This window comes from Thalassobacillus sp. C254 (assembly GCF_001310615.1).
On sequence record NZ_BAXQ01000001.1, the window covers coordinates 60,665 to 83,897 of the forward strand.

The following is a 23,233-nucleotide window of genomic DNA, read 5'->3' on the forward strand; positions in this document are numbered from 1 at the left end:
AGAGAAAGGAGAGAAAAATGAAACGATCGTCTAAACCTGTCTACGTCATACTGTATGAAATATTCATGGTCGCATTAGCTATTTTATCTGTATCAATGATTTGGATCGACAATGTGTACGTTCCCCAAATCGATTTAATGGTTTGGCTCATTTTTACAATTGATGTTTCCGTCCGCTTTTTCAAAGCAGGTTCAAAATGGGAGTATGTAAAAAAGAACCCCTTTGATATCCTGGCTATTGTTCCCTTTGATTCATTATTTCAAATGGCAAGGATTGCCAGGCTAATCCGTGCGCTTCGGGCGGTAGCTATCATTAATTACTACGCCAGAGGACTTACTGCCGTTTTGATGACAAATAACTTACATAAAGTGTTAACAGTCACGATCATGCTCATAATGTTTACAGCCATACCAATGCCTTACATAGAGCCTTCTATTGAATCTTACGGTGATGCAGTGTGGTGGTCAATTGTCACCTCAACCACTGTTGGGTACGGAGATATTTCTCCAGAAACCGGTGGTGGACGCATGATCGCATTACTATTAATGCTAAGCGGAATAGGCGTGATCGGAATGGTTACTGGATCTGTTGCCACGTACTTTCTTTCAGATAAAAACAAGGAAAACCCAACTGTTACCCATATTGTTGACCAACTTTCAAACTATGAAGAATTAACAGCTGATGAAGTCAAGCGGCTGGGTCTTTTGCTTACAGAATTGGAAAAAGAAAAGTCGAAATCTGAACAAAACGTTTCAGACACGCATTAACCCTGCCTGCTATTCAGGCGTTCTCATACGCCTTGCTACATACCATGAAGAAAGACAGCCCTGGGATATCCAGAGCTGCCTCTTTTTTATTCGCTTCAATCTTCTTTAGCGCCGTCTCCTTTTTCAGGAACAGCAAGGCTGTCAAAGTTATCAGCAAGATCCTGCAGCCCCTCACGAAGCTCTTCCCCTTCCATTGGGTACCCATGCCCTGTAACCGCAAGGTCCAACGGAAGACTATTTAACTTGCTGACTGAATGCTTGGCTGCTTCCCAATCAGGCGTTAAATATTTAGGAGGACCACATATTTCTTTTTCCTGCTTCATCGCCTTATACAACGATTCTTGTTTCACCGTAACAAACGCGTCTCCTACAAGTAATACTTTGTCGTCTTGTCTGTATAAAGAAATATGCCCTTCTGTGTGGCCTGGAGTGGATAACCATTCCCACTCAGGCATTCCCGGAATGCTCCCTTCCTCAGGAAGAGGCTGTACCTTCTCTCCCAAATCAATAGAATTTGTAGGAAGCATTGGCGCCAGCTTAGGAACCATGCCCCCTTCAACCGAGGAATCAGGCTCTGGATAAGTCTCTTCTCCTCTTAAAAAAGGGAGCTCCTTTTCATGAGCATAAACGGGAACATCCCATTCTTCCACGATATCAAACAATGCACCCACATGGTCAAAATGACCATGGGTAACTACCACCGCTTTCGGCGGGTTTGTTTCACCAAATCGTTCCTTCGCTTCAGAATGATATCTTTGCCTGACCGTGGCATACCTGCATCCACAATAAACCATTCGTTTGTCTGCCCAGGATAGCCGACAAAAATAACATTGGCAATTTGAACAGGATAAACGTAAATATCCTTACGCACTTCTTCTCCTTTCCCGCTTCTGACGGTGGTCAAGGGGACAAATCTTTTGTTTAGCTTGTTATCTACCTTGTTGCTCACTGCCTATTCCTCCCTTCCATCTTTATGACATACCTTCCCTTTTTTTCCCTCCATGGAAACTAAAAAAAACAGAAGCTGGCTAAAAGTGTTTCCACTTAAGCCTAGCTTCTGTTTTTGGTTTAGCTTGCTGTTCTTTCACATTCATCTTTCTTTATCACCAATCTGTGAAAAGGGAATTCTTCCTCTTTATCCTCAATTGGATATTCTAACAATTCAATACAAATCGTCCGTTGATATTCAGCGATAACTTTTGCCTGTTCGCCTTCATAAATCACAATTTCTTCTTTTTCAAATAAGGTTTCTGGAGCATCATCTCTACCATACATAAAAACATCCCCTTAAACTTATTATTACAATTATAAAGGTTTCTACGAATAAAGCAAGGGAAAGTTTCAAAGGCCGATAGAACTAACGATCCTTGAGAAATCATTATGATAATTGCTGTATCAAAATAATTCCATAATTTAAATGAATCTATATGTATCACAGCTGACTGCCGAAGAAGGAAACGATCTGGACTGTTCACTCGTTCTCATAACCGTTAAAAAAGCTTGGATGATTACACATCCAAGCTTGGAAAAATCCTTATTTCTTTCTCCAATAGACAGCATCATTTTCTGTTGGCATTGGAGGAAATCTATCTTCTTTTTCTAACTCGATCTCTTCCATATTTTCCATCGGCGGGTTTCCTGACTCCGTGTTTACATAGCTGTCAAACACATACGTGCCTGTTTCTGGTGCCTTTTCACCTGTCTTGTAAAGAGTAGCCATAGTTTAAAACCTCCTTGGGAAATGTGATTCATAGAAGATTTGCCCGATCTATGGATCGTATAAACCTTCTCATTTCACATCACAACTTTTGTCTTACACACACTACTCCTTAGACTCTATTAACAATGATTATGCATGATTCTAATGCAGCTGTTTCATATGGTGCTTTAAGCTCCTGCCAGGTGATTTCGATTCGGCTTACGATCACCCTATTCCAATGTGCCTATTTATCAGATTGACTGTGAAGTAAATACCAGGCGATCTGAGTACTCGATAAGACACCAAGCAAGATTGCGCTGAGAACCCAAAAACCTGTATCCTCAACTACTGGTATAAGAACAATAATCAGTGCATTGGCCGCAAAGCCGCTTTGGTACCAGGCAGTAGTTAGAAAACGCATAAATGTAAAAAATCCAGCCAGACTTACTGCAAATATGATAATAACGGCCAGTGCATACGGATACTGCCGTGCTCCCTCAATTGAAAAAAACAGGACAGCTAGGGCAGCTGCAAAGATCAGCATAAATATTCCTTTTGTTTTCCCCATTTTTTCTCCCCTTATAACAAAATCCTCTTTTAAAACAGCATAACAAAAAAATGTTCAGGTGTATAAAGCAGACTTAATGTAAAGATAGATGTTTGAGCCATACGTTCTGAAGGAACAATGAAGATAGACATTCATAAAGGAGTGACGAAGGGTGAACAAACAGGAAATCAGGCAAAAGGCCATTGATATTATTGACAACAATAAAATTGGTACATTGGCAACCGTAGTACATGATAAGCCACATTCTCGCTATATGACTTTTTACAATGAAGATTTAACTCTTTATACGCCTACCAGCAAAGAAACTCATAAGGCTGAAGAACTGGAACAAAATCCGAATGTTCACGTTTTACTCGGCTATAATGGCGAAGGCATCGGGGATGAATTCGTGGAAATTGAAGGAACAGCGGACATTAGAGATTCAAATGAAATTAAGGAAAAAATATGGAATGAAGAGCTTGAAAGATGGTTTGACGGTAAAAATGATCCTAACTTAATTGTTCTGGAAATTAATCCGACTGCGATCCGCGTAATGAATGACAAAGGTGAACCTCCTCACTCTGTGGACCTGTAAGCTTTAGTATGTACCGCTCATCTCAGGCTGTTGATAACCCTATTCAACCAGCCTTTTTGAGTAGTAATTCTTTTCTATGCAAGCTGTGATCTGAACTTAGGCAATCGGGGATAGGCTTTACAAGAACAACTCCATTTTATGTTGATCATTTATAAATCCAGAGATTACATCAATATTCTGTTTGCTGATAATCTAAAAAGAGAGCGTTCGGTTGTTACCCTAAAAGTTAGAATGTCTACTCTAACTTTCGGGGCGGTACCTTCCCGCTCTCTTTTTTATCTATCTAAATAGCTGGCTGTTAATTTCTTTTTCCACATCTTTGTTCTTTTTATGGTCAGCTTCTCTTTTTTTCTCAACATCCATGATGTTATCTACATCTTTTTTGTATTGTTCATGGGTCAATCCATGAGACTGCATAAGGCCTTTTTCCATGTTTTCCGTTACATTCGGTTTTTCTTCTTCACTCATTTTTATACCTCCAAGGTTTTTATAAACTTTTTTTGTGAGATATTCTCACTTATATTTTTCTTCATTCCTGTTTATCTCACACTTAAAACTGCCAAATTGTGTCTATTCCATGGACACTTTTTTCCAAGTGAAAGGCTTCTTTATTCCAGAGGGTCTTTGGATTTACCGTACTTTAACAAGTCATATATGGCCATAGAGTCACTTGGCTGATCTTTCGAATAGCGTGCCGGAAACAAAGCAAAAAACATGTAGTATACAGAAAAATAAGCAAAATAATACCAAAACATATGCTCATCCATCACACCAGACATAATTAAGCCGTTAACTACAAAGATAGAGAGCAAATTAAAAAGCGGGCCGCCCAGGTATATTAAAACCCTTGCAGCAGTTGTGTCATGCTCTATTTTTTCAAACTGGTTAAATGCATGCCAAAAATATATCCTTCTTATTTCAACAGGTCCTATAGAAAAGAGTGGTTTCCCGGTTCCAATGACTAGCCTTGTCTTTCCTCCAAAAATCCACACAAAAAAAGCATGCCCCAATTGGTGAATGATGGTGATCATAGGCAGCAGGACAAACAGGGAAATAACAAGGACCCATGTATCTTCCCATGAAACATGTTTTCCCTCCCTGTTAAAACTATCTTCACTGACTCTCTTTATATATCCTCTTCTTCTCTTTTTAAATCTATTTTTTTCCCCTTTGTTCCTTATAAAGCGTATGTTTTGAATACCATTATTAAGGAAATTGGTAAGTAACGCGAAATATTAACTCTCCATGACTAATTCACTTTTTTTGAAGGAGGTTGTATATGAGCACGGAGGAAAAGATTAAACAATATATTTCGAACAACCGGGATCATTACATTGATCTTCTGCGTGAGTGGGTTCAGCACCCGACAAGATCAGGCCAGGAGTATGATTTACAAAAAAAGATCGCTGAGCGCCTTGAAAATTCTGGTCTGGACGTAGACTTTTGGGAGCCGGACAGAAGAGAACTTGAAGATCACCCGGCTTTCACAAGTCCCCGCAAAGACTTTAAAGACAGCCCAAATGTGGTAGGAACCTTAAAGGGAAGCGGCGGAGGACACTCTCTCATTTTAAATGGCCATATCGATGTCGTACCTGAAGGAGACCTGGAACAATGGGAGGATGACCCATTTTCCGGTGCCGTTAAGGACGGAAAAATGTTTGGACGGGGAACGACTGATATGAAAGGCGGAAACCTCGCTCTTCTCATTGCTTTGGAAGCCATAGTAGAAATGGACATTACATTAAAAGGAGATCTTATCTTTCAAAGTGTGATAGAAGAAGAAAGTGGCGGAGCCGGCACCCTTGCAGCGATAAAAAGAGGGTACAAAGCAGACGCAGCCCTTATTCCTGAACCCACCCAAATGAAAATCATTCCAAAGCAACAAGGATCCATGTGGTTCCGGGTAACTGTACGTGGGATCTCTGCCCATGCGGGAACACGATTTGAGGGGATCAGTGCTCTTGAGAAATCCTGGAAAGTGTATGACACATTGATGGCACTAGAAAACCAGCGGAATATCCGGCTCCAGGATCCTCTATTTAAGAACATGACTATTCCTATTCCTATTAATGTTGGTACCATTCAAGGCGGAAGCTGGCCTTCTTCAGTTCCATCTAAGGTAGTAATGGAAGGAAGGTATGGCATCGGTCCTGATGAGACAATTGAAGAAGCAAAAGCGGAGCTCGAGCAGTCTCTTCACCGTCTCCAGCAGTACGATGACTTTTTTAAACAGCATCCGGTAGATGTCGAATGGTTCGGCGCAAACTGGATACCTGGCTCTGTCGATCTTTCTCATCCTCTTCTTGGTATCCTGCAGGACCAATATGAATCTTCCCAACATGAAGAACCTGTGATCCAGGCTTCTAACTGGGGTACTGATGGTGGAATGCTTACCCAGTACGCTGATACCCCTGCCATCGTTTTTGGACCTGGAACAACAAAAATGGCTCACTTTCCAAATGAATGCATTGAATTAGATAACATTTTTGAAATTGCAGAGATTTTCTTCCACTCTATAATTGAGTGGTGCGAGAAGGAAGATTAATTACCTTGCTCACTGCGAGGAGAACATCGCTGGATAAAAGCTGCTTCTATTATGAAGCAGCTTATTTTATTGATGTGGACCCAAAAGTAAGAGGAACTGAAAATCCCTCAGTGGTCACCCTTCAAAACGTAAGAGCTTCCTGCACCATAGACCATGAAAGAGAGAAGTGTTGCACCTGGGACTTCAGGGTAGAATGAGGTGTTTTTTAGCTGAAAGATCCTTTTAAAACAGATCATTATTTGTTTCTATCTAAATGCTGAGTGCCATATTTATAACGGCATAGTGAAGGCAGACACTATTTTTAAAATTCTATTTTAAACTAGTAATTTTCTCCCCTGGAATTGCAATGATACTTTGGTCTTATTTTCTTGAGATAATGTTTTGAAATCTATAAACCTGGCAATAATTCTAGTAACAAACACAAAATAATAAATTAAAAACTGACAAAATACAAAAGATATTCAAGGAGGAAAAAAACATGAGTTTACACGAGTATATTGAAAACATTAATAAAATGCTGGAAGAAGCAAAAGAGGAAGAAGAAATAACTGAAGAAGATATGGATCTAGAATAACACTCTATTTACTTAATTCTTGATGCCAACAGGGACTATCCTGTTGGTTTTCGTATTTCAACTCATATAACTTGTTTACTAGAATAATTGTTAGGGAAATATGGTACTGACCATAAAAAAGAGTGACAGAACTCTTCTAGAAAACATAGAAAGGAGAATTTTCATGAAACCATACTTGCTTAAATCACTTCCTATTGCGTTAGCTGCCATAGTCGCAGCTGGCTGCCAGACTCAGGACAGTCCAGGTACTGAAGATATGCAGCAGCCGTCTGATTATGATGAAGACGTAGACGAAATGGATGAGGCTGAAATTCCTGGCGGGGAAGCAGAACCAGAAGCTGAACCAGACACTGAAGAACAAAACGGTGAGGCACAGGCTTCTATTATTGGTTATTATGATGAAACAGGTGATGAAGTGGAAGCCCAGGCTGTCATGAATACACCGAACGAAGAGGTTGGCACTGTACAATTTTACACGACAGCTGAGGACAACGTCCTTGTGGAAGCCAACTTTGTTGATCTGGAAGTAGAGCCAGGCTATCACGGGTTTCATCTTCATGAAGAAGGCGTTTGTGAAGTAGACGATGATGGAGAGCCGTTTACATCTGCCGGCGGTCACTGGAATCCTGATGATGAGGATCATGGCTCCCACGCAGGTGATCTTCCTCCGTTTATATCAATGAAGATGGAACTGGTACTTGCTGACAAAAGTTGATACGTTTACTTCTGAGCAGGCAGCTGAAGACGAAATAGCAGTTATGCTTCATGAAGATCCAGACAACTTTGCTCACATCCCTGACCGTTACCAGTCTGAAGATGCAGATGAACCGGTCCTGATGAAGACACTCTTGCAACCGGTGATGCTGGTGACCGCTTAGCCTGTGGTGTAGTAGAGGCTGTAGAAGAATAGCAGATATAAAAAAGGATGACCGGAGCGGTCATCCTTTTTCTGTTTAATCTATCGGATCTTTTCCTTTGCCATATTTAAATAAATCATAGATAGCCATCAAATCACTTGGGTGATCTTCTGAAAAACGAGCAGGGAACAAAGAAAAGAACACAAAATAAATCGTAAAGTACACAAAGTTATAGAAAATGATGTGTTCAGGCAGTATACCTGCCACAATCATACTATTGACCACGAAAACAGACAGTATATTAAATATCGTTCCTCCTAAAAGGATAAGAACGTGAGCTGTTTTTGTATCCCACTTCAGCTTCTCGATCTGGCAAAAAGAGTGCCAGAAATATATTCTTCTAAATTCCATCGGACCAATATTAAATAATTTTTTTCCTGTTCCTATTGTAAAAGTAGATTTCCCCCAAAAACCCATATAAAAAATGCGTGACCCAGTTGATGAACCATTGTGATAAACGGCAATATAACCAGGAGCGAGAGAAAGAAAACCCACATGTCTTCCAGTGTAAACATTTGTCCGATCCTCCTTACCCTTACCTATAATACAGCATTATTTCTTTTTCCTCGTTTTGGACAAATTAATCGTATTTACGCTTTAATTTATCATTTTACATAATTCCTCAATTTTTCTGGCTCCAGACTTTTCCACAGCTAATAAAAAAAGCACCTGCCAGTGGGCAGATGCTTTTTCATACTCTCTTATCCGTTGACTACAGCTCCTCCATTCACATGAATCGTCTGTCCTGTCACATAGGTTGAATCATCTGAGGCTAAATATACATAACTTGGAGCAAGCTCTGCTGGCTGTCCTGGCCGCTGCATCGGTGTAGGTGCCGGATCGCCAATCCCAAAGTCTTTTACCACATCTTCTGGAAAGGAACTTGGAATGAGAGGTGTCCAGATTGGGCCTGGCGCCACCCCATTTACCCTGATTCCTTTGTCAACCAGGTTTTGTGATAAAGATCGTGTCAGGGCCACAAGGGCGCCCTTCGTTGCAGAGTAGTCCATTAACACCGGCATTCCTTGATAGGCCACGATAGATACCGTATTAATAATTGAGCTGCCTTCTTTTAAGTGTGGCAAAGCGGCCTGGATGAAGTAAAACGAACCATAAATATTGGTTTGAAAAGTCCGGTGAAGCTGCTCTGAAGAAATATCTCTAATATCTTCCTGGTAATGTTGCTCGGCTGCATTATTAACCAGAATATCTAATTGACCGAATTCCTCTATTGTCTTCTCAACAGCTTCTTTGCAAAATGCTTCCTCCCCTACATCCCCTGGGATAAGAAGGCATTTTCCTCCCTTTTCTTCCACTAATTCTTTCGTTTTCTCAGCATCTTCGTGTTCATCTAAGTAAACAACGCTGACATTGGCTCCTTCTTTTGCATAATAGATGGCAACTGATCTGCAATCCCGCTGTCGCCTCCAGTAATCAAAGCAACTTTATCTTTCAGCTTGCCGCTGCCCTTATAAGCTGGATCGTCATATATTGGTTCTGGATTCATTTTGTATTCATAGCCAGGCTGTTTGTCCTGTTCCTGTGGAGGAGTTCCCTCAGACTGCCGGCCTTTAAAAAGGTTATAGCCTTCACTCATTGATTAACACTCCTTCTTCTTTTTTAAATTTGCCTAAACAGAAATAGGCAATACTAGTGTTTATCCGATAATCATTTTCATTAAACTTTTTTCCACCTTTTTCTCTCCCTTACCCTGCCCAGGATAGAAAGAAGCTGACAGCTTTTCCTCACTTTGATTTACATTCAAACTTTTATCCATAATAAGGTCTGTAACAAAAGCCCTTCACTACTAATGACTCATAATTTATGTAGGTAAATTTGTATATACGTCTTCAAAATAAAAGGCATATTTGTTAAAATTTTCACGAGATTAAATGACAAGGTGGTACATATGAAAAAGCTTGCTGCAACGATATTATTTTCCTTTCTTACTTTAGTAGTGTCTGTCCCTGTTTTCTTTGCAGATTCTCTTGATGACGATAATGTTGATCAACCTGAGGAAGAAACATATTACCAAACCCAATTATAAGCAACGACAAAACACTCATCTGTACTCTCAGATGAGTGTTTTTTAAGAGGTCTCATGTTGAATTAAGGCTGCAAGTGCTTTTGCATCTTCGTAGATCATTTCTTCAAGCTTCCTGTTATAAAAAACAGAGGCCGGATGAAAAAAGGAAAAAGAATATATTCTTTCATTCCATAAACCAGGGTATTGTCAGTTGTATTTTTCAGCTTGAGTATTTTTGTCTTTTGCGCCTCCCCATGAATCTCTGTCATTTTGTCCTTTTTTCCTGTCAGTCTTTCATAGGCCACACCTCCCAATGTAACAATGATCGTCGGATCTATTTTCTCAATCTGGTAATCAAGAATAGGCGCGTGGGCAATGATTTCTTTTTTTGTCGGTTTTCGGTTCGGCCTTTTGATAACCACTTCTTCTCCTTTTTGTTTTCTGACTATTTTATACGGGCGGCTTCTTACAGCACTTGTAATGTATACATCCTCCCGTGATATCCCTGCACTTTCAAGAAATTTATCCAGTTCCTTTCCCGCCCTGCCGGTAAATGGCTGCTTAGATATTAGCTCATGCTCTCCAGGCGCTTCTCCAACAAACAGGACATCAGCATAAGGATTCCCTCCGCCGATGAGAAAGCCCTCAGCAGGATAAGGCTCCATTCTTTTTTTACACGTATCAATTAAAGCTTGCGGAATGTCCATGGTTTCCTCCTTTTGGCAGAAACGAAAAAGGCCATCATAACAAATGATGACCCTTCGCTCTATGCTCGATCTTCAGGACCTTCGTGTACGCCTAATGCGATCTTGGCGTACCTTGACATTTTACTTTTATCCCATGGTGGATCCCATACAATATTTACATCTACTTCATTTATTTCTCCAAATTCTTTTAAATCCGATAAGGCATTTTGAATATCATTGACAATCGTTCCAGCAAGAGGACAGCCCATGGATGTCAGTGTCATTTCCACTTTGACGTTCTTGCTGTCATCAATATCCACGCCATAAATCAATCCAAGATTCACAATGTCTACTCCAAGCTCAGGGTCTTCAACATTTTCCAGCTCCCCATACACCCGGTCAATCATTTCTTGTTTTTCCTCAGACATTTTATCCCTCCCCACATCTATGAGTACGGGCTCTATTTTCCATGAATGTAGAACCTTCTTCACTTGTTTTAACCTTTTTTTATTTTATTTAAACCTCACTTGTACTGTGTCTGACGGTACAGAAAAAGAAAGATGAGGGGCGTTCTGCTCCTCATCTCCTTCTTATTTACATTTTGTTTCATGCTGCTGTCTTTCTTACTCTTACGTAGAACAATCCTCCAAGCACTGCCGCAGCTAATCCAATGAGAACCTGTAATGGATAAGAGGAAGCTGTTTCAGGAAGTCGCCCTCCTGTTTCCGTCCGCTCAGCCGGTCCGCTTACACTTTCTCTATCTCCCCCTGCATCAGCCGAAACCTCAACGATAGTCTTTATTTCATTAAACTCTCCAGTCACTTGATCAATAGAGTCGTAAGCAAATAATTCAGCTGATAAAATGATGTCGGCAAGAAAGTCTCCTTCTGCGTTGTATAACTCTATTAACAGATCATATCCATTCGTCGTTTCAAGAGAAAGGAGATCACCAAGCGTAAGAGAAAGCTTTTCTTCTTCCTTGGTCAGATAAAAGTCGGCTTCAAGCTGGAAAATGCTTAACAGCTCCTGGCAGATGGATAAGAGTTCGGCAATATTTTCTGCCGTTAAATCATCAGCGCTTTCAAAGTAAGGGAAGCTTTCCAGCCTTTCAAGCAGTGCTTCTAATCTTTCCAGGACTCCTTCATTCAAGTCTCCGTTTTCAGTAAACAATACTTGATAAAAGTGTTCATACAGTACCCAGAATTCATCTTCATCCAGACCAAATTCTGCAAAATAATCATCATAGAGCATTTCAGCTTCTTCAAAATCAAGCTCAGCAAGCATGTGGTCAAACAGGAAAAAATCTAAATCATCAGTAAACTTGAAATCTGCTAATGTCTTGTCGTCTGCTTTAAGCAGCTGCTCAAGCTCCTCTATTGTCATCTCGTAATCTGTTAACAGCTCATGTAACGATTCGTCTGTTAGTAAGTCTCCTAAAATATTCTTAACTCCTCTGCATCCTCAAAATCAGAGAGCTCTGTCCCATATTCAGTCTCCAGGTACTCCTCTAACTCTTTCTGAGTCCAGTCAATCTCCTGCAGGTACAAATCAAGCTCCTCCTGCTCGGATGCAGCATATGTATGTACCGGGACCAACGCCAGCAGCACAACAACAGCCAAACATTTCATCAGTAAACGACTCACGGTTTACTCCTCCTGCCATATGTAGTTGTAGGATCAAAGAATCAATTGTGATCAAGATTAGTATAATTAGTATTTTCCTGAATTACCACATATTTTTTCTTTATTCTGCAAATAACTTAATCACTATTTTAAAACGCTAGAGTTCTCTTATATTCTTTTTTATACAAGTATTCTTGTATTTTGTTATTCTTTGAACCATTCAAGGAAACCGACCTTCAGCGGATTTCATTCCGTTTATCTATGAATAACTGAAAAAGCCGCTCCCTCTATGAAGGAACGGCTCTGAAAAGATCTTTTTTTCAGTCTTCAGCCTGGTCTTTGGCCCGTTGGTTTGTCGCTTGCACGGCGTTCTTAATCAATTCTTCAAACCCGGCTTCTTTTAATGTTTCTATCCCGGCAGCTGTCGCTCCTCCCGGTGACGTCACCTGTCCTCTAAGATCAGCGGGATTATGGCCTTCCTGAAGCATGGCGGCTGACCCGGCTGCCATCTGAACGACCAGCTTCCTGGCCTGCTCTCTTGTCACTCCGTATTCCATTGCTGCCGTTTCCAAAGCTTCGCAAAATAAATACATGAAAGCAGGAGCGCTTCCTGTCACTGCCGTTAAATCATGAACCTGCTGGGCACTTAATTCTTCATACTCCCCGATCGCGTGCAATATCACTTCTAATACATGTCTATGCTCACTGTTCACATACTGCCCGCATACATAGGTGGACATCGACTGTTGAACTTGCGCAGCTGTGTTAGGCATAATCCATGCCACAGGGGTGCCTTCTGGAAGACGCTTCTCCATATAATCTGGATCGATGCCTGCTGCAACTGTAATAACAAGCTGCCCATCTACAACTTCTGCCAGCTCCTTAAGTAACTCATCATGAACTCCAGGGGGAGCTGCCAGTACGATGACTTCAACCTGGCCAGTTTCCTCCTTCCACTTGGTTGTTTGCTTTACCCCGTACTGCTTCGCTTGATTATGTAAACGTTCCTCATCGGATTTATTTGAAACGATAATTCTTCCGATATCAGGGTGGCTTTGGCGAAGCAAGCCGGCGTAGATCGCTTCCGCCATTCTTCCTGCTCCAATAAATAAAATGTTATTTTTCTTCATATACCGCTGCCCCTTTCTTATATGGCTCCAAGGTGATCTCTTTCTATTTTACCGTATCAGCTTTTGAGGGAACAAACTATTGACGTTTTCCAACGAAAGGCTGCTAGAATATTATTTTTCTTCTGTGCTTCCTGGGATGGCTTTATGTAATCAGCGGATATTAAACGCTTTGTGTATAAATCGAACGGTTTGCAGATTAATTGGGTCGTTTTACGCAATAATTGGGTCGTTTTGCGGGTTAATTGGGTCTATTTTCAAATAATTGGGTCAAAACCAACACTAATTGGGTCAAACGACAAATTTCAACACTCCTCGCACTCTCACCCGCTTCCTCCCTTCCGCTTATCTCTACTTCTGCTCCCATAGAAAAAAGCTGTTGAGATTTTACTCAACAGCTCTTCCCTACTTTTCTAATTGCGTAAACCGTTTAAATGACCTACACCTTTTAGCGTAATCACACTTTCTTCCACAGTGGAATCAAGAGCCTCCACAGAAATGATTCCATTTAACGTTCCCCGGTCTGTTTCAAATGTGAGTCTTTCCTTGGTGTCATCCTTCATTGCATCTGTAAAAAAGCGCTGGTTCTCCACGCCATAAAGCTTTGCTTCCCATGATCCGGAAGTTTCATCTTCAACGATTAACTCTCCTGAAGTTATATGAAGCTCGTCATTATGCTCATTAAATACTTGATCAATTTTCATTTTGACGTCCTCCTTCATTAAAGCTCTTACTCTTTTAATAACGCCATTCCCCGGGGAAGAAAAGATAAAACTGGGAAGAAGAGATTATTCTTCATCATCTTCTTGAGTCTCTTCTACTTCATCTCTTTCTTCCTCAGACTCCTCCAGCTCTTCATCCTCAATTGCTGGATCCTGATCCCCTTCTTCTCTCTCTTCCTGTTCTTCTTCATCTATAATTTCTTCACTATCAGCAGGTGGATCCTCTTCTTCATAATCCTCAACCGGCTCTTCATCAATCGGCTCCTCGGGAGCTTCATCTTCCTCCCCGCAGCCTGTTAGAATCCCAGCTGCTACGAGAGCCGAAGCTGCTGAGTAAACAAATTTCTTTTTCATATAGAAAAAACCTCCATATTAGAAGCTGGTGTATGATAACTTCCTATTCAAACATTTCTATTCCCACCCAAAGTATGTATTAAACAAGTCCTAGGCAAAGCGGAAAATGTAGATAACATAGGAACAAATAGCTAACAGGCCAGCGGAAGTAATCAAAATCCATAATTGAAGGCGGCTTATGTATCGTTTCAGCACTGCCGAAGCCGTAGTTAACCCGAAAGTAAGCACCAAGTTTAAAAGAAATAAATAAACCAGGGCAGCTTCTATTCTTTCAAAGTGAAAGAAAAAAGATAGAATAAGACTGATTAAAAGAGCAATCATGAGAAAAAAGAATATACACTTAATTGTGCAATTCGCTCTTTTGTATCTACCTTTTTCTTTTCCTCTAATTTCTTTGTTCTCGTCATTCTTGCCATGTAAGTTCTCCCTTTCTTCTATTAAAAAAGTATAAAGGCAATATACACGACTGCCGTTACAGTTATGCTGCTTAAAATAGTAGAAACCAGTACCATTTGAGCCGCAAGGTCAGGATTGTTGTCATATTCAAGGGCAATGGCCGCGCTGTTTCTTGACGTAGGAAAAGCACTTGAAATCAAAAGTGCCTGGGCCATCATTCCCGAAAGATCCAATAACCATATCACAGCAAGGGCAAGCATTGGGGAAAAAAGCAGTCGTAAAAAACTGCTAAAGGCTACAATTCCAAGGTTCTTATTAAGCTTTAAGTATGCTACCTGAGCGCCCAAAGACATTAAAGCCACTGCCAGAAAACCAGCTGCTGCTGAATCTAAAGGAATAGCAATGGCTGCAGGGAGGGTAATGCCGGCCCAGCTGAACAACAGTCCTAACAGAAGCGCATGAAGAACCGGCATTTTCACAAAGCTGGCTGCTGCTTTCTTCGCTCCCTGCTGCGAGGCTCCCATAGAAAACACGCCATATGTAAAGGTTAAAATATTTTGAAACGTCATTATGATAATTTGAATCGAAGCCGCAAATGGATCATTCCGAAACACGAGCGCATTCACAGGAAGACCAAAATTGCCTTGATTATTTAAAAGTATACTATTTTGCAAGGTTACCCTGTAATCCCGCTGGTATCCGAAAATTTTACTGCCGGCATAGCTTATCAGCATAACCCTGCTGCCTGAATGAAAAGAAAAAAGAAGCACGTTTCCTATCAATTCAAAAGAGAGACTGCTTTCATAGATTCGCAGAAAAATAACCGCCGGAATCAAATAATAAAAGTTTACTTTTGATAATGTAGACAAATCCATTTGAAATTTTCGTTGCAGGAGGACCCCAACAAAGATAAGAACAAACACAGGTGCAATAATTTCTGAAATAATTAACAACAAAACGTCCATCGCGTCACCAACTTTTCTCTTACCACTGTAATATTTCTACCAGAAGTATAGCACACTCCCTTTTAACAAGAGGAAAAGCTCGCTCGTTTGCTCTCCTCCTCTCTTTAGTTCTTCTTACTTCTGAAAAGAAAAAACCTGCGCCAGAAGGCACAGGTTAGTTCTCCTCTTTACTTTTACAACTGAATAAACCAGTTTTTCCAGACAGCTGGCTTATGACTAATGCTCCGGCCAGGCAGCCGATACCCGTTAAGAGGAAGCGGTTAAGGTCAAAAGCAGGGATAAAGATCGTCTCTTCATCAGTTACCTCGTAGACGCAATTGGCTTTTCCCTGACCGCTCCGCCTCCTCCTCCCCCTTCTCCCTCTTGAGAGGATTCTTTTTCTGTACCTGATCCCCCTCCGCCTCCAAAGGACAAGATTTTTTTGAAACCGGGATCACTGTTTTATCCCCATGTCTGACCGGCTCGCCGTATACAAGCTGCTTTTTCATACCCTCATTAAGTATTTCTCCTGCTTTTTCGAAAATATTTATTTTCTCCATTCCATCCTCTCCTTCCTTATCTTCATATCTATTATCTTTTTTCACACAAATGTCCTGCTTTATAAAAAAATCTTCTCCTGCAATAATAAAAATATTCAAAATTCAACTTCAATTTAGTATAATAGGATGATAATAGATTTTCAGGAGGGGATCCTTTGAGTACTGAATCACTAATTGCACCTGCTAAGTATAATGTAACGAATGAATTGGAAGCGTTTTCAAATGATTCGACCCGCACGGCTATCCGATGGCTCGATGAGTCAGGAGAACGCCGGGAAGTCTCTTATTCCTTACTTATTGAAAAAATGAATCAATATGCCAACGCTTTGAAAACAGTAGGCATTGAACAAGGAGACCGGGTAATGATCATTCTTCCCCGCTCACCTGAAGCTTATATTACCTATTTAGCTTGCTTAAAAGCAGGCATTGTAGCCATTCCATGTTCGGAAATGCTTAGAGCGAAGGATTTATCATACCGAATTAATCATTCCAGCGCCACCGCAGTTATATCTTTTCACACCGCTGTCGGTGAAGTTGAAAACATCTCTGATCCGACTCCGTCCCTTCAGTACAAACTGACAATCGGCGGCTCGCATAGCGGATGGGAAAACCTGGAGTCTTTAGCTGATTTGCAGCCGGCTGCCTTCTCTGGCGCTCAAACCTCTAAAGATGACATGGCATTTTTATCTTATACCTCCGGCACAACAGGAAATCCTAAGGGGGTTGTCCACAGTCATGGGTGGGCGTATGCTCATGTCCGCACCGCAGCAAAGAAATGGCTGGACGTCAGAGAGAATGACATCGTTTGGGCGACTGCTGCTCCCGGCTGGCAAAAATGGATTTGGAGTCCTTTCTTATCCACGATTACATTAGGTGCTACGGCCTTTGTGTATAACGGGAAATTCGATCCTTATATTTACTTGCAGCTATTAGAAAAAGAAAACATTCAAGTTCTTTGCTGCACACCTACTGAATACAGGCTCATGTCTAAGGTAGATACACTTGCTTCCTATAAGCCCCTCATCTTCGCAGTACCGTTTCTGCCGGCGAACCTTTAAACCGCCCGGTGATCGAAGCGTTTAAGAATGCTTTTGGAGTTGATGTCCGCGATGCTACGGCCAAACGGAAAATACTCTTCTTGTCGGCACCCTTCTTGGAATGGAGATTAAACCAGGCTCCATGGGAAAACCGACCCCAGGCAATCATGTAGAAATCATCAATGAGCAGGGTGAACCTGTTGCGGTCGGTGAAGTTGGTGACATTGCCGTTCATAAAGACTGCCCGGCTTTATTTAAGAAATACTACAAAGATCCAGAAAGAACTTCCGCTGCCTTTCTTGGTGACTGGTATTTAACCGGTGATCAGGCGTCAAAAGATGAAGACGGCTACTTCTGGTTTGAAGGACGCAGCGATGACATCATCATCAGCTCCGGCTATACAATCGGGCCTTTTGAAGTCGAGGATGCACTAACAAAGCATGATGCAGTCAAGGAGTGCGCAGTGGTTGCCAGTCCTGATGAAGTCAGGGGAAATGTCGTCAAAGCCTTTATTGTGCTTAAAGATGAAGAAAAAGTATCTAACCGGGAAGAATTGGTAAAAGAACTTCAGGAGCATACGAAAAACCTTACAGCTCCTTACAAGTACCCCCGTAAGATTGAATTTCTTCATGAGCTTCCAAAGACCACTTCCGGAAAAATCCGCCGTGTGGAGCTTCGTGCTCGTGAAAAGCAGGCAACATAAACGTGATAGATTTAAAAAGAGATGCCTCTCTGGGCATCTCTTTTTGCATTATCGTACTTGTCTTACCGGCTTTATCTCAGCTCGAGCTTTGCTTTTAAAAATTTTATATACAATATAACACAGGACAAGGAAAATGCTGTAAACCGCAATAACATAGAAAAGATCCCATGGGTTCGTTACCGCTACCGTTCCAATGGTAGCAAATAATACCATGGCGGGAACCTTTCCTGCCGAAGAAGCCACCGCATACGGCATAAATCTGACTCTGCTCAGCCCTGAGTATATGTTAACTGCAATCGATGGGACTACAGGAACCAGCCTTGTCAAAAAGATTGCGAGAAAAGCATTTTTTCAAATAAAATCGTTACCTTCTCCAGCGCCTTATACTTTCTCAGTACCTTGTATCCCCAGTCTTGATAGCCGTAACGAACAAACAAAAACATAATAATGGAAGCTGCTGATGATCCAATCCATATGACGATTGTTCCTAATAACGGTCCGTAAGCCGCCCCGATAATTCCTCCAATGACAGGGTATGGAATAATAGGAAACAATGAAAACATGGTTGCTGCAATGGTTGTTATGGTAACATAGTTATGGCCTTCTTCATTTATCCATACAATTAACGGCTCTCCATATAAATAAATAAGAAAGCCAATAACAATATATAGTAACGCGATTCCTGCTTTCTTAATCATTGATGCCCTCCACTTAAAGTGTACTCTATTTTATCTTATGGACTCTTTACGTGGAAAGCAAGAGTCTATTACTGGCAGAGCTATTTATCTGAAGAAATTCTTGTGGTGACAAAATAATTTATAATTGTTTATTTTTTCAAAAAAATGATACTATTATATTATTCCTTTAGCCTTCACTTCTGCTAGTTTAGTATACATAAGCAAAAGTGAGGGGCTTTTTATCTACAAACAAAGAATAGGGGGAACAAACATTGACATTCAGTGAATTTATCGACATGCTGAGCGGGTTAGTCTGGGGGCCGCCTCTTTTAATCCTGCTTGTCGGGACAGGGATATTTCTTACGATCCGGCTATCATTTCTTCAATTTTCCGCCCTGCCCTATGCATTGAAGCTTGCCTTCAGCCGTAAACAGGACAAGACATCAGAAGGGGATATCTCCCACTTCCAATCTCTCATGACAGCTCTTGCAGCTACTGTGGGAACAGGTAACATTGCCGGTGTCGCTACAGCTGTCGTGCTCGGGGGACCTGGCGCCGTATTTTGGATGTGGCTCTCGGCTCTCTTCGGGATGGCAACAAAATACGCGGAGGCCATTCTTGCGGTAAAATACCGTGTCAAAGACCCAGAGGGCAAAATGTCCGGGGGGCCAATGTATTATATTGAAAAAGGTCTCGGCCTTCGCTGGCTTGGCATTATCTTTGCCCTCTTTGCAGCTGTGGCTGCGTTTGGTATTGGGAATACGGTTCAATCAAACTCTGTCGCAGATGTTTTGGAATCAAATTGGAACGTAGCACCTTGGCTTACTGGAATTCTTCTTACTGTATTTACCGGCCTTGTTATTCTTGGCGGGATTAAAGCATCGGCCGCGTTGTTGCTTTTATCGTTCCTGTCATGGCACTCTTTTATGTTGTTGCCGGACTTGTGATGATGATTATGAACGCAGGACTTGTTCCCGCAGCAGTAGGCCTTATCTTCACAGATGCCTTTACCGGCCAGGCTGTAGCCGGTGGTGCAATCGGGGTCGTGATTCAATACGGGGTTGCCCGTGGTGTGTTCTCGAACGAAGCCGGGTTAGGTTCTGCTCCAATTGCAGCTGCTGCCGCCCGTACAGATTACCCGGGCCGCCAGGCGCTCGTTTCCATGACACAGGTATTTATTGATACGATTGTGATTTGTTCCATCACAGGGATTGCTCTTGTGATGGGTGGTATGTATATGGAAGAGGGGCTTGAAGGTGCAGCTCTTACATCCGCTACATTTGAGTTCTTCCTTGGCCCAATCGGCGGAATTATAGTCGCAGTCGGCCTTGTGTTCTTTGCCTATTCTACGATCCTTGGCTGGTCGTATTACGGGGAACGCTGCTTTTTGTATCTCTTTAAGAAGCCAGGATCCGTTCCAATTTACAGGATCATGTTTGTGATCGCCGTATTCTTTGGGGCCATCATGGACCTCGGCCTTGTGTGGGGAATTGCCGACGTATTAAATGGACTCATGGCAGCTCCAAACTTAATCGGCTTACTCGGTCTCTCCGGTGTCGTTGTGGCAGAAACCACCTACTTCCTGAAGAAAATGAGAGAAGAGAAAGCCCAGAAAAAAGCATCGCCTTATCACGACGCTTGATAACAGAAACCGGATTCCTCACAGAGGGATCCGGTTTTTATTTTATATGGAGGGTTGTGGCTTAGAAAAACCCTTTAAGCAGAACACCGGTAGTCTGTACGAAACTTCGCTCACTAAAGCACGTATTTAGCACAAATAAAGAGCATCCGGCGTGTTTGAGTGCAGGGTGAAACTAAAACTCTCATCGTAATTATTAGAATTAGTGATGGTAAATGAACATAATGATGGTATAAAAAAGTTTGGAGTTGATTGCTTGAGTCATTTCAATCCAGAAAAACTATTTGTGGAATACTTGAATGGTGTTACTACGATGAAACCTGTTTTCCCAAGACGTCATACATTAACTCACTCGGATGAGACAGGAGAGCTTTTTTAACAATTGGAATGGATTATGCGTGGGATAAAGTCAATCCTATGAGAGATGAAGTCTTAGGAGAATGGAAAACAAAGGGTAGTTCCTTAGTTTACCGTGTTTATTTGCATGTGGATCAAGGAGAATATAATCAAAATGAAGCAGCAATACGCAATGAAATCTTTAGACGTGAATTGCCTCTTGCTTTGACAGCTATTCGCTACGGCGATCGGTTTTTATTTGACACATATCCTCATCTAGATCACTCTCCTATCATTATTACGTTTATATCCACTTATCCTCAGTTTGCTAGACAGGAAAATTGGGGGCCTTTCCGCAATTTTCTTTTTAATTAATGAAAGGTTACCTTACTCATTCTTAATCTGGACTACTGTGGGAACTATGATGCACAATCATAAAATCTAAGATTGGTCATCAAGGAAAAATCCTATTATAGAAACATTCCATTACAAGGTTGAAATACACAAATATTAACTGTCTACTTCAACCTTTTGTATTCTCAACTTTCTCTTTACTTATGATACGGTTCTCCTTCCTCATTTTAACCTATCCGTCCCCCCTGACGATCTACCTCACCTACGCCCCCGTCTCTGCTCTTTTCTTCAACTGAATCGAAAGAACATTATCCATCTTAAATATTCTTTCGCCTTTCCTTAAGTAACAGTATCCGACAAAGCGGCCTGCCAGAACCTTTTTCACTTCTACCGTTCTTTGGGTCAATTCCCCTGTCTTTGCCTCATAGATAAACGTTATGGCTGTGTTTGTCATCATGGCTTTTTTGATTATTTTTTCTGGATTCATTGTTGTACCCTCCTTCTTGGTAACACGAACAGTTTCTCTATATATTATTATGTCAGAACAAATGTTCTTATTCAAGGTTTAAAAGAACGTTTGTTCGTGTATAATAAGAACAAGGAGGGATTCGAATGGATATCAAAGATCGTGGAACAATCAAGTGGACAGCAATGATGCTGCCTGAGCACGTAGAGCTCTTAAAGCAATTGGAACACGAGCAGCAGAAAGTCAAAAAGCCGGAACTTGATGAGCAGGCCTGGCAGGAGATCGAAGAAAAGGTGTGTGAAGCGATGGCGGACCATCATCCCCTGCTTTTTATCTATTGGAAGAATGGTTTTATACACAAAGTTTCTGGAAGGATTCACCACCTTAACCAGCAGGAAAGAAAGTTTCATATTGTGACCAGGAAAGATGAAGACACCTTTTACCTGCCCTTTGACAGTATTGTTTATATTAACAAAGACTCTGATGAATGAATCATAAGAAGAACTCCAAGCACTTTGGCTGCCTTTTTGTTTTTTTCACATAAACATTTACATACACCCTTCTGCAGCCAAAAAAAACGATCCATTACGGATCGCTTAAAAGGGATGATGATGGTAAAGAAGAACATAGCATACCGGCCGATGGGATGAATAACTTACTACAGGGGGAATAGATAGAAAAAGTATGCAGAAACCGCAAAGATAAAGTAAACCATTACCAGGAGTTCCTGCATACTTTTTCACTTATAGCCGGCAGCCAGTTCTCTTTAATCCTATCTTTCCTTTTTCTACTCTGTGTCTAAACCTGTTTTTTTCTTTTAAAACGAAAAAAGTTCAATAAAATTTCAAAAAGAGACCTATTGTCCTATCCCCTTATAGGTTCATCCTCCCACTAAATGATCCGGACGTTCTCCAGATAAAGCTTGCAGGATATGACGGGCGGTCATTTCAGCCATTCTCATTCTTGTTCTTTCACTGGCGCTCCCAATGTGAGGAAGAGCCACCACGTTTGGCAAGGATAACAGCGATGATCTGGTCCTATCGGTTCATCTTCAAAGACATCAAGCCCTGCTGCCCATATTTCCTTTTCTTTTAGAGCTTCATATAAGGCTTCCTCGTCTACCGTGCCGCCTCGGGAGGTATTAATAAACACAGCTGAGTTTTTCATTTTTTTCAGCTCTTCTTTTCCGATCAAATGAAACGTTTCCTGCGTATACGGAGTCATTAAACAAACAAAGTCCGACTCTGCGAGCAGCTGCTCTAATTCTGCATACCTTACACCAAGATTGATCTCAGTCTCATGCTTGCGGTTACGGTTATGGTAAAGAACCTTCATGTCAAACCCTTTCGCTCTTCTCGCAAGGGCTTCACCAATTCTCCCCATACCAATGATTCCAAGGGTTGCCCCGTGTATATCCTGTCCAATCAGGTGAAACGGAGCCCATGTCTTCCACTCCCCATTCCTTATGCTATCCACCCCTTCTGGAATGCGCCGGGCTGTGGCCATGAGCAGGCCGAAGGTAAGGTCAGCCGTCGTGTCAGATAAAATACCCGGAGTATTAGCAACCATGATTTCTCTTCTCGCTGCGGCCTGAACATTGATATTATTGTAGCCGACCGCCATGGTGGCTATGATTTTAAGGTTCTCAGCTTTATCAATAAGGTCCTGATCAATCTCTTCTGTAATTGTACAAAACAAGCCGTCTGCTTTTTTTATTTCTTTTTCCAGTACTTCCCTTGGTACGGGCTCGTCTTCTTTCTCCCACATGGAAACATCACATTGTTCTTCAAGCATTTGTATGATGGATTCCGGCATTTTTCGTGCTACGTATACATACGGTTTCATGGGGTCACCCTCTCTCATTTATACCTTTCTCTCTTTACCATACTTCTATTTCAACTCTTTGTCTTCCTCTTTGTCTATATAATAATTATGTCGAA

At 41.4% G+C, this 23,233-nt stretch carries 24 protein-coding genes and 7 pseudogenes; 10 read left to right on the plus strand and 21 right to left on the minus strand.

Annotated features, from left to right (window positions below; translation table 11 throughout):
• Positions 1-17: 17 nt before the first annotated feature.
• Complete coding sequence (locus JCM19033_RS00410) at positions 18-767, plus strand: potassium channel family protein (protein ID WP_054634870.1); 750 nt, start codon at positions 18-20, stop codon at positions 765-767.
• Between the two features lie 95 nt (positions 768-862).
• Here the strand turns inward: JCM19033_RS00410 and JCM19033_RS00415 are convergent.
• From JCM19033_RS00415 to JCM19033_RS00430, 4 genes and pseudogenes are all read right to left on the minus strand, one after another.
• Positions 863-1,716: pseudogene (locus tag JCM19033_RS00415) on the minus strand (MBL fold metallo-hydrolase).
• A 119-nt stretch (positions 1,717-1,835) separates the two neighbouring features.
• The gene (locus JCM19033_RS00420) at positions 1,836-2,042 is read right to left on the minus strand and encodes a hypothetical protein (protein WP_054634871.1); all 207 of its coding nucleotides are present in this window, start codon (positions 2,040-2,042) and stop codon (positions 1,836-1,838) included.
• Between the two features lie 259 nt (positions 2,043-2,301).
• Entirely contained in the window at positions 2,302-2,487 is a 186-nt protein-coding gene (locus JCM19033_RS00425; RefSeq protein ID WP_054634872.1) for a YjzC family protein, read from the minus strand.
• Between the two features lie 223 nt (positions 2,488-2,710).
• Positions 2,711-3,034: a hypothetical protein gene (locus JCM19033_RS00430; RefSeq protein ID WP_054634873.1), complete on the minus strand. Its 324-nt coding sequence runs from the start codon at positions 3,032-3,034 to the stop codon at positions 2,711-2,713.
• 151 nt (positions 3,035-3,185) lie between these two features.
• Here JCM19033_RS00430 and JCM19033_RS00435 point away from each other — a divergent pair, with 151 nt between their 5' ends.
• Complete coding sequence (locus tag JCM19033_RS00435; RefSeq protein ID WP_054634874.1) at positions 3,186-3,608, plus strand: pyridoxamine 5'-phosphate oxidase family protein; 423 nt, start codon at positions 3,186-3,188, stop codon at positions 3,606-3,608.
• A 279-nt stretch (positions 3,609-3,887) separates the two neighbouring features.
• Here the strand turns inward: JCM19033_RS00435 and JCM19033_RS00440 are convergent, their stop codons facing one another.
• Together JCM19033_RS00440 and JCM19033_RS00445 are read right to left on the minus strand one after the other, a co-directional pair.
• Complete coding sequence (locus JCM19033_RS00440; protein WP_054634875.1) at positions 3,888-4,076, minus strand: hypothetical protein; 189 nt, start codon at positions 4,074-4,076, stop codon at positions 3,888-3,890.
• A gap of 140 nt (positions 4,077-4,216) precedes the next feature.
• Entirely contained in the window at positions 4,217-4,600 is a 384-nt protein-coding gene (locus tag JCM19033_RS00445) for a hypothetical protein (protein ID WP_269757888.1), read from the minus strand.
• Positions 4,601-4,887: 287 nt separating this feature from the next.
• Between JCM19033_RS00445 and JCM19033_RS00450 the strand changes: the two genes are divergently transcribed.
• The 3 genes from JCM19033_RS00450 (at position 4,888) to JCM19033_RS00465 (ending at position 7,605) form a co-directional block, all read left to right on the plus strand.
• Positions 4,888-6,153 carry a peptidase gene (locus JCM19033_RS00450; RefSeq protein ID WP_054634877.1) on the plus strand — a complete coding sequence of 422 codons (1,266 nt, stop codon included), beginning with the start codon at positions 4,888-4,890 and terminating at the stop codon, positions 6,151-6,153.
• A 737-nt stretch (positions 6,154-6,890) separates the two neighbouring features.
• Complete coding sequence (locus tag JCM19033_RS24750; RefSeq protein WP_054634879.1) at positions 6,891-7,442, plus strand: superoxide dismutase family protein; 552 nt, start codon at positions 6,891-6,893, stop codon at positions 7,440-7,442.
• Positions 7,426-7,605 carry a hypothetical protein gene (locus JCM19033_RS00465; protein ID WP_054634880.1) on the plus strand — a complete coding sequence of 60 codons (180 nt, stop codon included), beginning with the start codon at positions 7,426-7,428 and terminating at the stop codon, positions 7,603-7,605. The genes JCM19033_RS24750 and JCM19033_RS00465 overlap by 17 nt, the downstream gene beginning before the upstream one ends.
• 75 nt (positions 7,606-7,680) lie before the next feature.
• Here the strand turns inward: JCM19033_RS00465 and JCM19033_RS00470 are convergent, their stop codons facing one another.
• Together JCM19033_RS00470 and JCM19033_RS00475 are read right to left on the minus strand one after the other, a co-directional pair.
• Positions 7,681-8,139 carry a hypothetical protein gene (locus JCM19033_RS00470; protein WP_054634881.1) on the minus strand — a complete coding sequence of 153 codons (459 nt, stop codon included), beginning with the start codon at positions 8,137-8,139 and terminating at the stop codon, positions 7,681-7,683.
• Positions 8,140-8,345: 206 nt separating this feature from the next.
• Positions 8,346-9,241 (minus strand): annotated as a pseudogene (locus tag JCM19033_RS00475) (SDR family oxidoreductase).
• Positions 9,242-9,553: 312 nt separating this feature from the next.
• Here JCM19033_RS00475 and JCM19033_RS23005 point away from each other — a divergent pair.
• On the plus strand, positions 9,554-9,691 hold the full coding sequence (locus tag JCM19033_RS23005; protein WP_157049679.1) for a hypothetical protein: 138 nt from the start codon (positions 9,554-9,556) through the stop codon (positions 9,689-9,691).
• Between the two features lie 42 nt (positions 9,692-9,733).
• Here the strand turns inward: JCM19033_RS23005 and JCM19033_RS00480 are convergent.
• The 9 genes and pseudogenes from JCM19033_RS00480 to JCM19033_RS00525 all read right to left on the minus strand — a co-directional run bounded on the left by JCM19033_RS00480 (position 9,734) and on the right by JCM19033_RS00525 (position 16,081).
• Positions 9,734-10,377 (minus strand): annotated as a pseudogene (locus JCM19033_RS00480) (uracil-DNA glycosylase).
• A 59-nt stretch (positions 10,378-10,436) separates the two neighbouring features.
• Positions 10,437-10,784 carry a metal-sulfur cluster assembly factor gene (locus JCM19033_RS00485; RefSeq protein ID WP_054634882.1) on the minus strand — a complete coding sequence of 116 codons (348 nt, stop codon included), beginning with the start codon at positions 10,782-10,784 and terminating at the stop codon, positions 10,437-10,439.
• A gap of 178 nt (positions 10,785-10,962) precedes the next feature.
• A pseudogene (locus tag JCM19033_RS00490) lies at positions 10,963-11,984 on the minus strand (processed acidic surface protein).
• Between the two features lie 314 nt (positions 11,985-12,298).
• On the minus strand, positions 12,299-13,108 hold the full coding sequence (gene proC / locus JCM19033_RS00500) for a pyrroline-5-carboxylate reductase (RefSeq protein ID WP_054634885.1): 810 nt from the start codon (positions 13,106-13,108) through the stop codon (positions 12,299-12,301).
• 410 nt (positions 13,109-13,518) lie between these two features.
• The gene (locus JCM19033_RS00505; RefSeq protein ID WP_054634886.1) at positions 13,519-13,809 is read right to left on the minus strand and encodes a hypothetical protein; all 291 of its coding nucleotides are present in this window, start codon (positions 13,807-13,809) and stop codon (positions 13,519-13,521) included.
• An 84-nt stretch (positions 13,810-13,893) separates the two neighbouring features.
• A complete protein-coding gene (locus tag JCM19033_RS00510) occupies positions 13,894-14,181 on the minus strand; it encodes a hypothetical protein (protein ID WP_054634887.1) in 288 nt (95 codons plus the stop codon).
• A 90-nt stretch (positions 14,182-14,271) separates the two neighbouring features.
• Complete coding sequence (locus JCM19033_RS23985; RefSeq protein WP_054634888.1) at positions 14,272-14,502, minus strand: hypothetical protein; 231 nt, start codon at positions 14,500-14,502, stop codon at positions 14,272-14,274.
• A 116-nt stretch (positions 14,503-14,618) separates the two neighbouring features.
• Positions 14,619-15,542 carry an AEC family transporter gene (locus JCM19033_RS00520; protein ID WP_054634889.1) on the minus strand — a complete coding sequence of 308 codons (924 nt, stop codon included), beginning with the start codon at positions 15,540-15,542 and terminating at the stop codon, positions 14,619-14,621.
• Between the two features lie 296 nt (positions 15,543-15,838).
• Positions 15,839-16,081 carry a hypothetical protein gene (locus JCM19033_RS00525; protein ID WP_157049680.1) on the minus strand — a complete coding sequence of 81 codons (243 nt, stop codon included), beginning with the start codon at positions 16,079-16,081 and terminating at the stop codon, positions 15,839-15,841.
• A 155-nt stretch (positions 16,082-16,236) separates the two neighbouring features.
• Here JCM19033_RS00525 and mbcS point away from each other — a divergent pair.
• Positions 16,237-17,821 (plus strand): annotated as a pseudogene (mbcS, locus tag JCM19033_RS00530) (acyl-CoA synthetase MbcS).
• A 48-nt stretch (positions 17,822-17,869) separates the two neighbouring features.
• On the opposite strand, the gene JCM19033_RS24755 reads toward mbcS, so the two are convergent.
• Both JCM19033_RS24755 and JCM19033_RS24760 read right to left on the minus strand, forming a co-directional pair.
• The gene (locus JCM19033_RS24755; protein WP_269757889.1) at positions 17,870-18,148 is read right to left on the minus strand and encodes a hypothetical protein; all 279 of its coding nucleotides are present in this window, start codon (positions 18,146-18,148) and stop codon (positions 17,870-17,872) included.
• Complete coding sequence (locus JCM19033_RS24760) at positions 18,145-18,519, minus strand: hypothetical protein (RefSeq protein ID WP_269757890.1); 375 nt, start codon at positions 18,517-18,519, stop codon at positions 18,145-18,147. Before JCM19033_RS24760 ends, JCM19033_RS24755 begins: the two co-directional genes overlap by 4 nt.
• A 275-nt stretch (positions 18,520-18,794) precedes the next feature.
• On the opposite strand from JCM19033_RS24760, the pseudogene JCM19033_RS00540 reads away from it, so the two are divergent.
• Together JCM19033_RS00540 and JCM19033_RS00545 are read left to right on the plus strand one after the other, a co-directional pair.
• Positions 18,795-20,140, plus strand: a pseudogene (locus JCM19033_RS00540) (alanine/glycine:cation symporter family protein).
• A gap of 310 nt (positions 20,141-20,450) precedes the next feature.
• Positions 20,451-20,848 (plus strand): annotated as a pseudogene (locus JCM19033_RS00545) (staygreen family protein).
• Between the two features lie 241 nt (positions 20,849-21,089).
• Here JCM19033_RS00545 and JCM19033_RS00550 read toward each other — a convergent pair.
• The gene (locus tag JCM19033_RS00550) at positions 21,090-21,314 is read right to left on the minus strand and encodes a hypothetical protein (RefSeq protein ID WP_054634891.1); all 225 of its coding nucleotides are present in this window, start codon (positions 21,312-21,314) and stop codon (positions 21,090-21,092) included.
• Between the two features lie 125 nt (positions 21,315-21,439).
• On the opposite strand from JCM19033_RS00550, the gene JCM19033_RS00555 reads away from it, so the two are divergent.
• On the plus strand, positions 21,440-21,784 hold the full coding sequence (locus JCM19033_RS00555; RefSeq protein WP_054634892.1) for a YolD-like family protein: 345 nt from the start codon (positions 21,440-21,442) through the stop codon (positions 21,782-21,784).
• Between the two features lie 466 nt (positions 21,785-22,250).
• On the opposite strand, the gene JCM19033_RS00560 is transcribed toward JCM19033_RS00555, so the two are convergent.
• Positions 22,251-23,138, minus strand: a complete 888-nt coding sequence (locus JCM19033_RS00560; RefSeq protein WP_306301168.1) for a D-glycerate dehydrogenase — start codon at positions 23,136-23,138, stop codon at positions 22,251-22,253.
• Between the last annotated feature and the right edge of the window lie 95 nt (positions 23,139-23,233).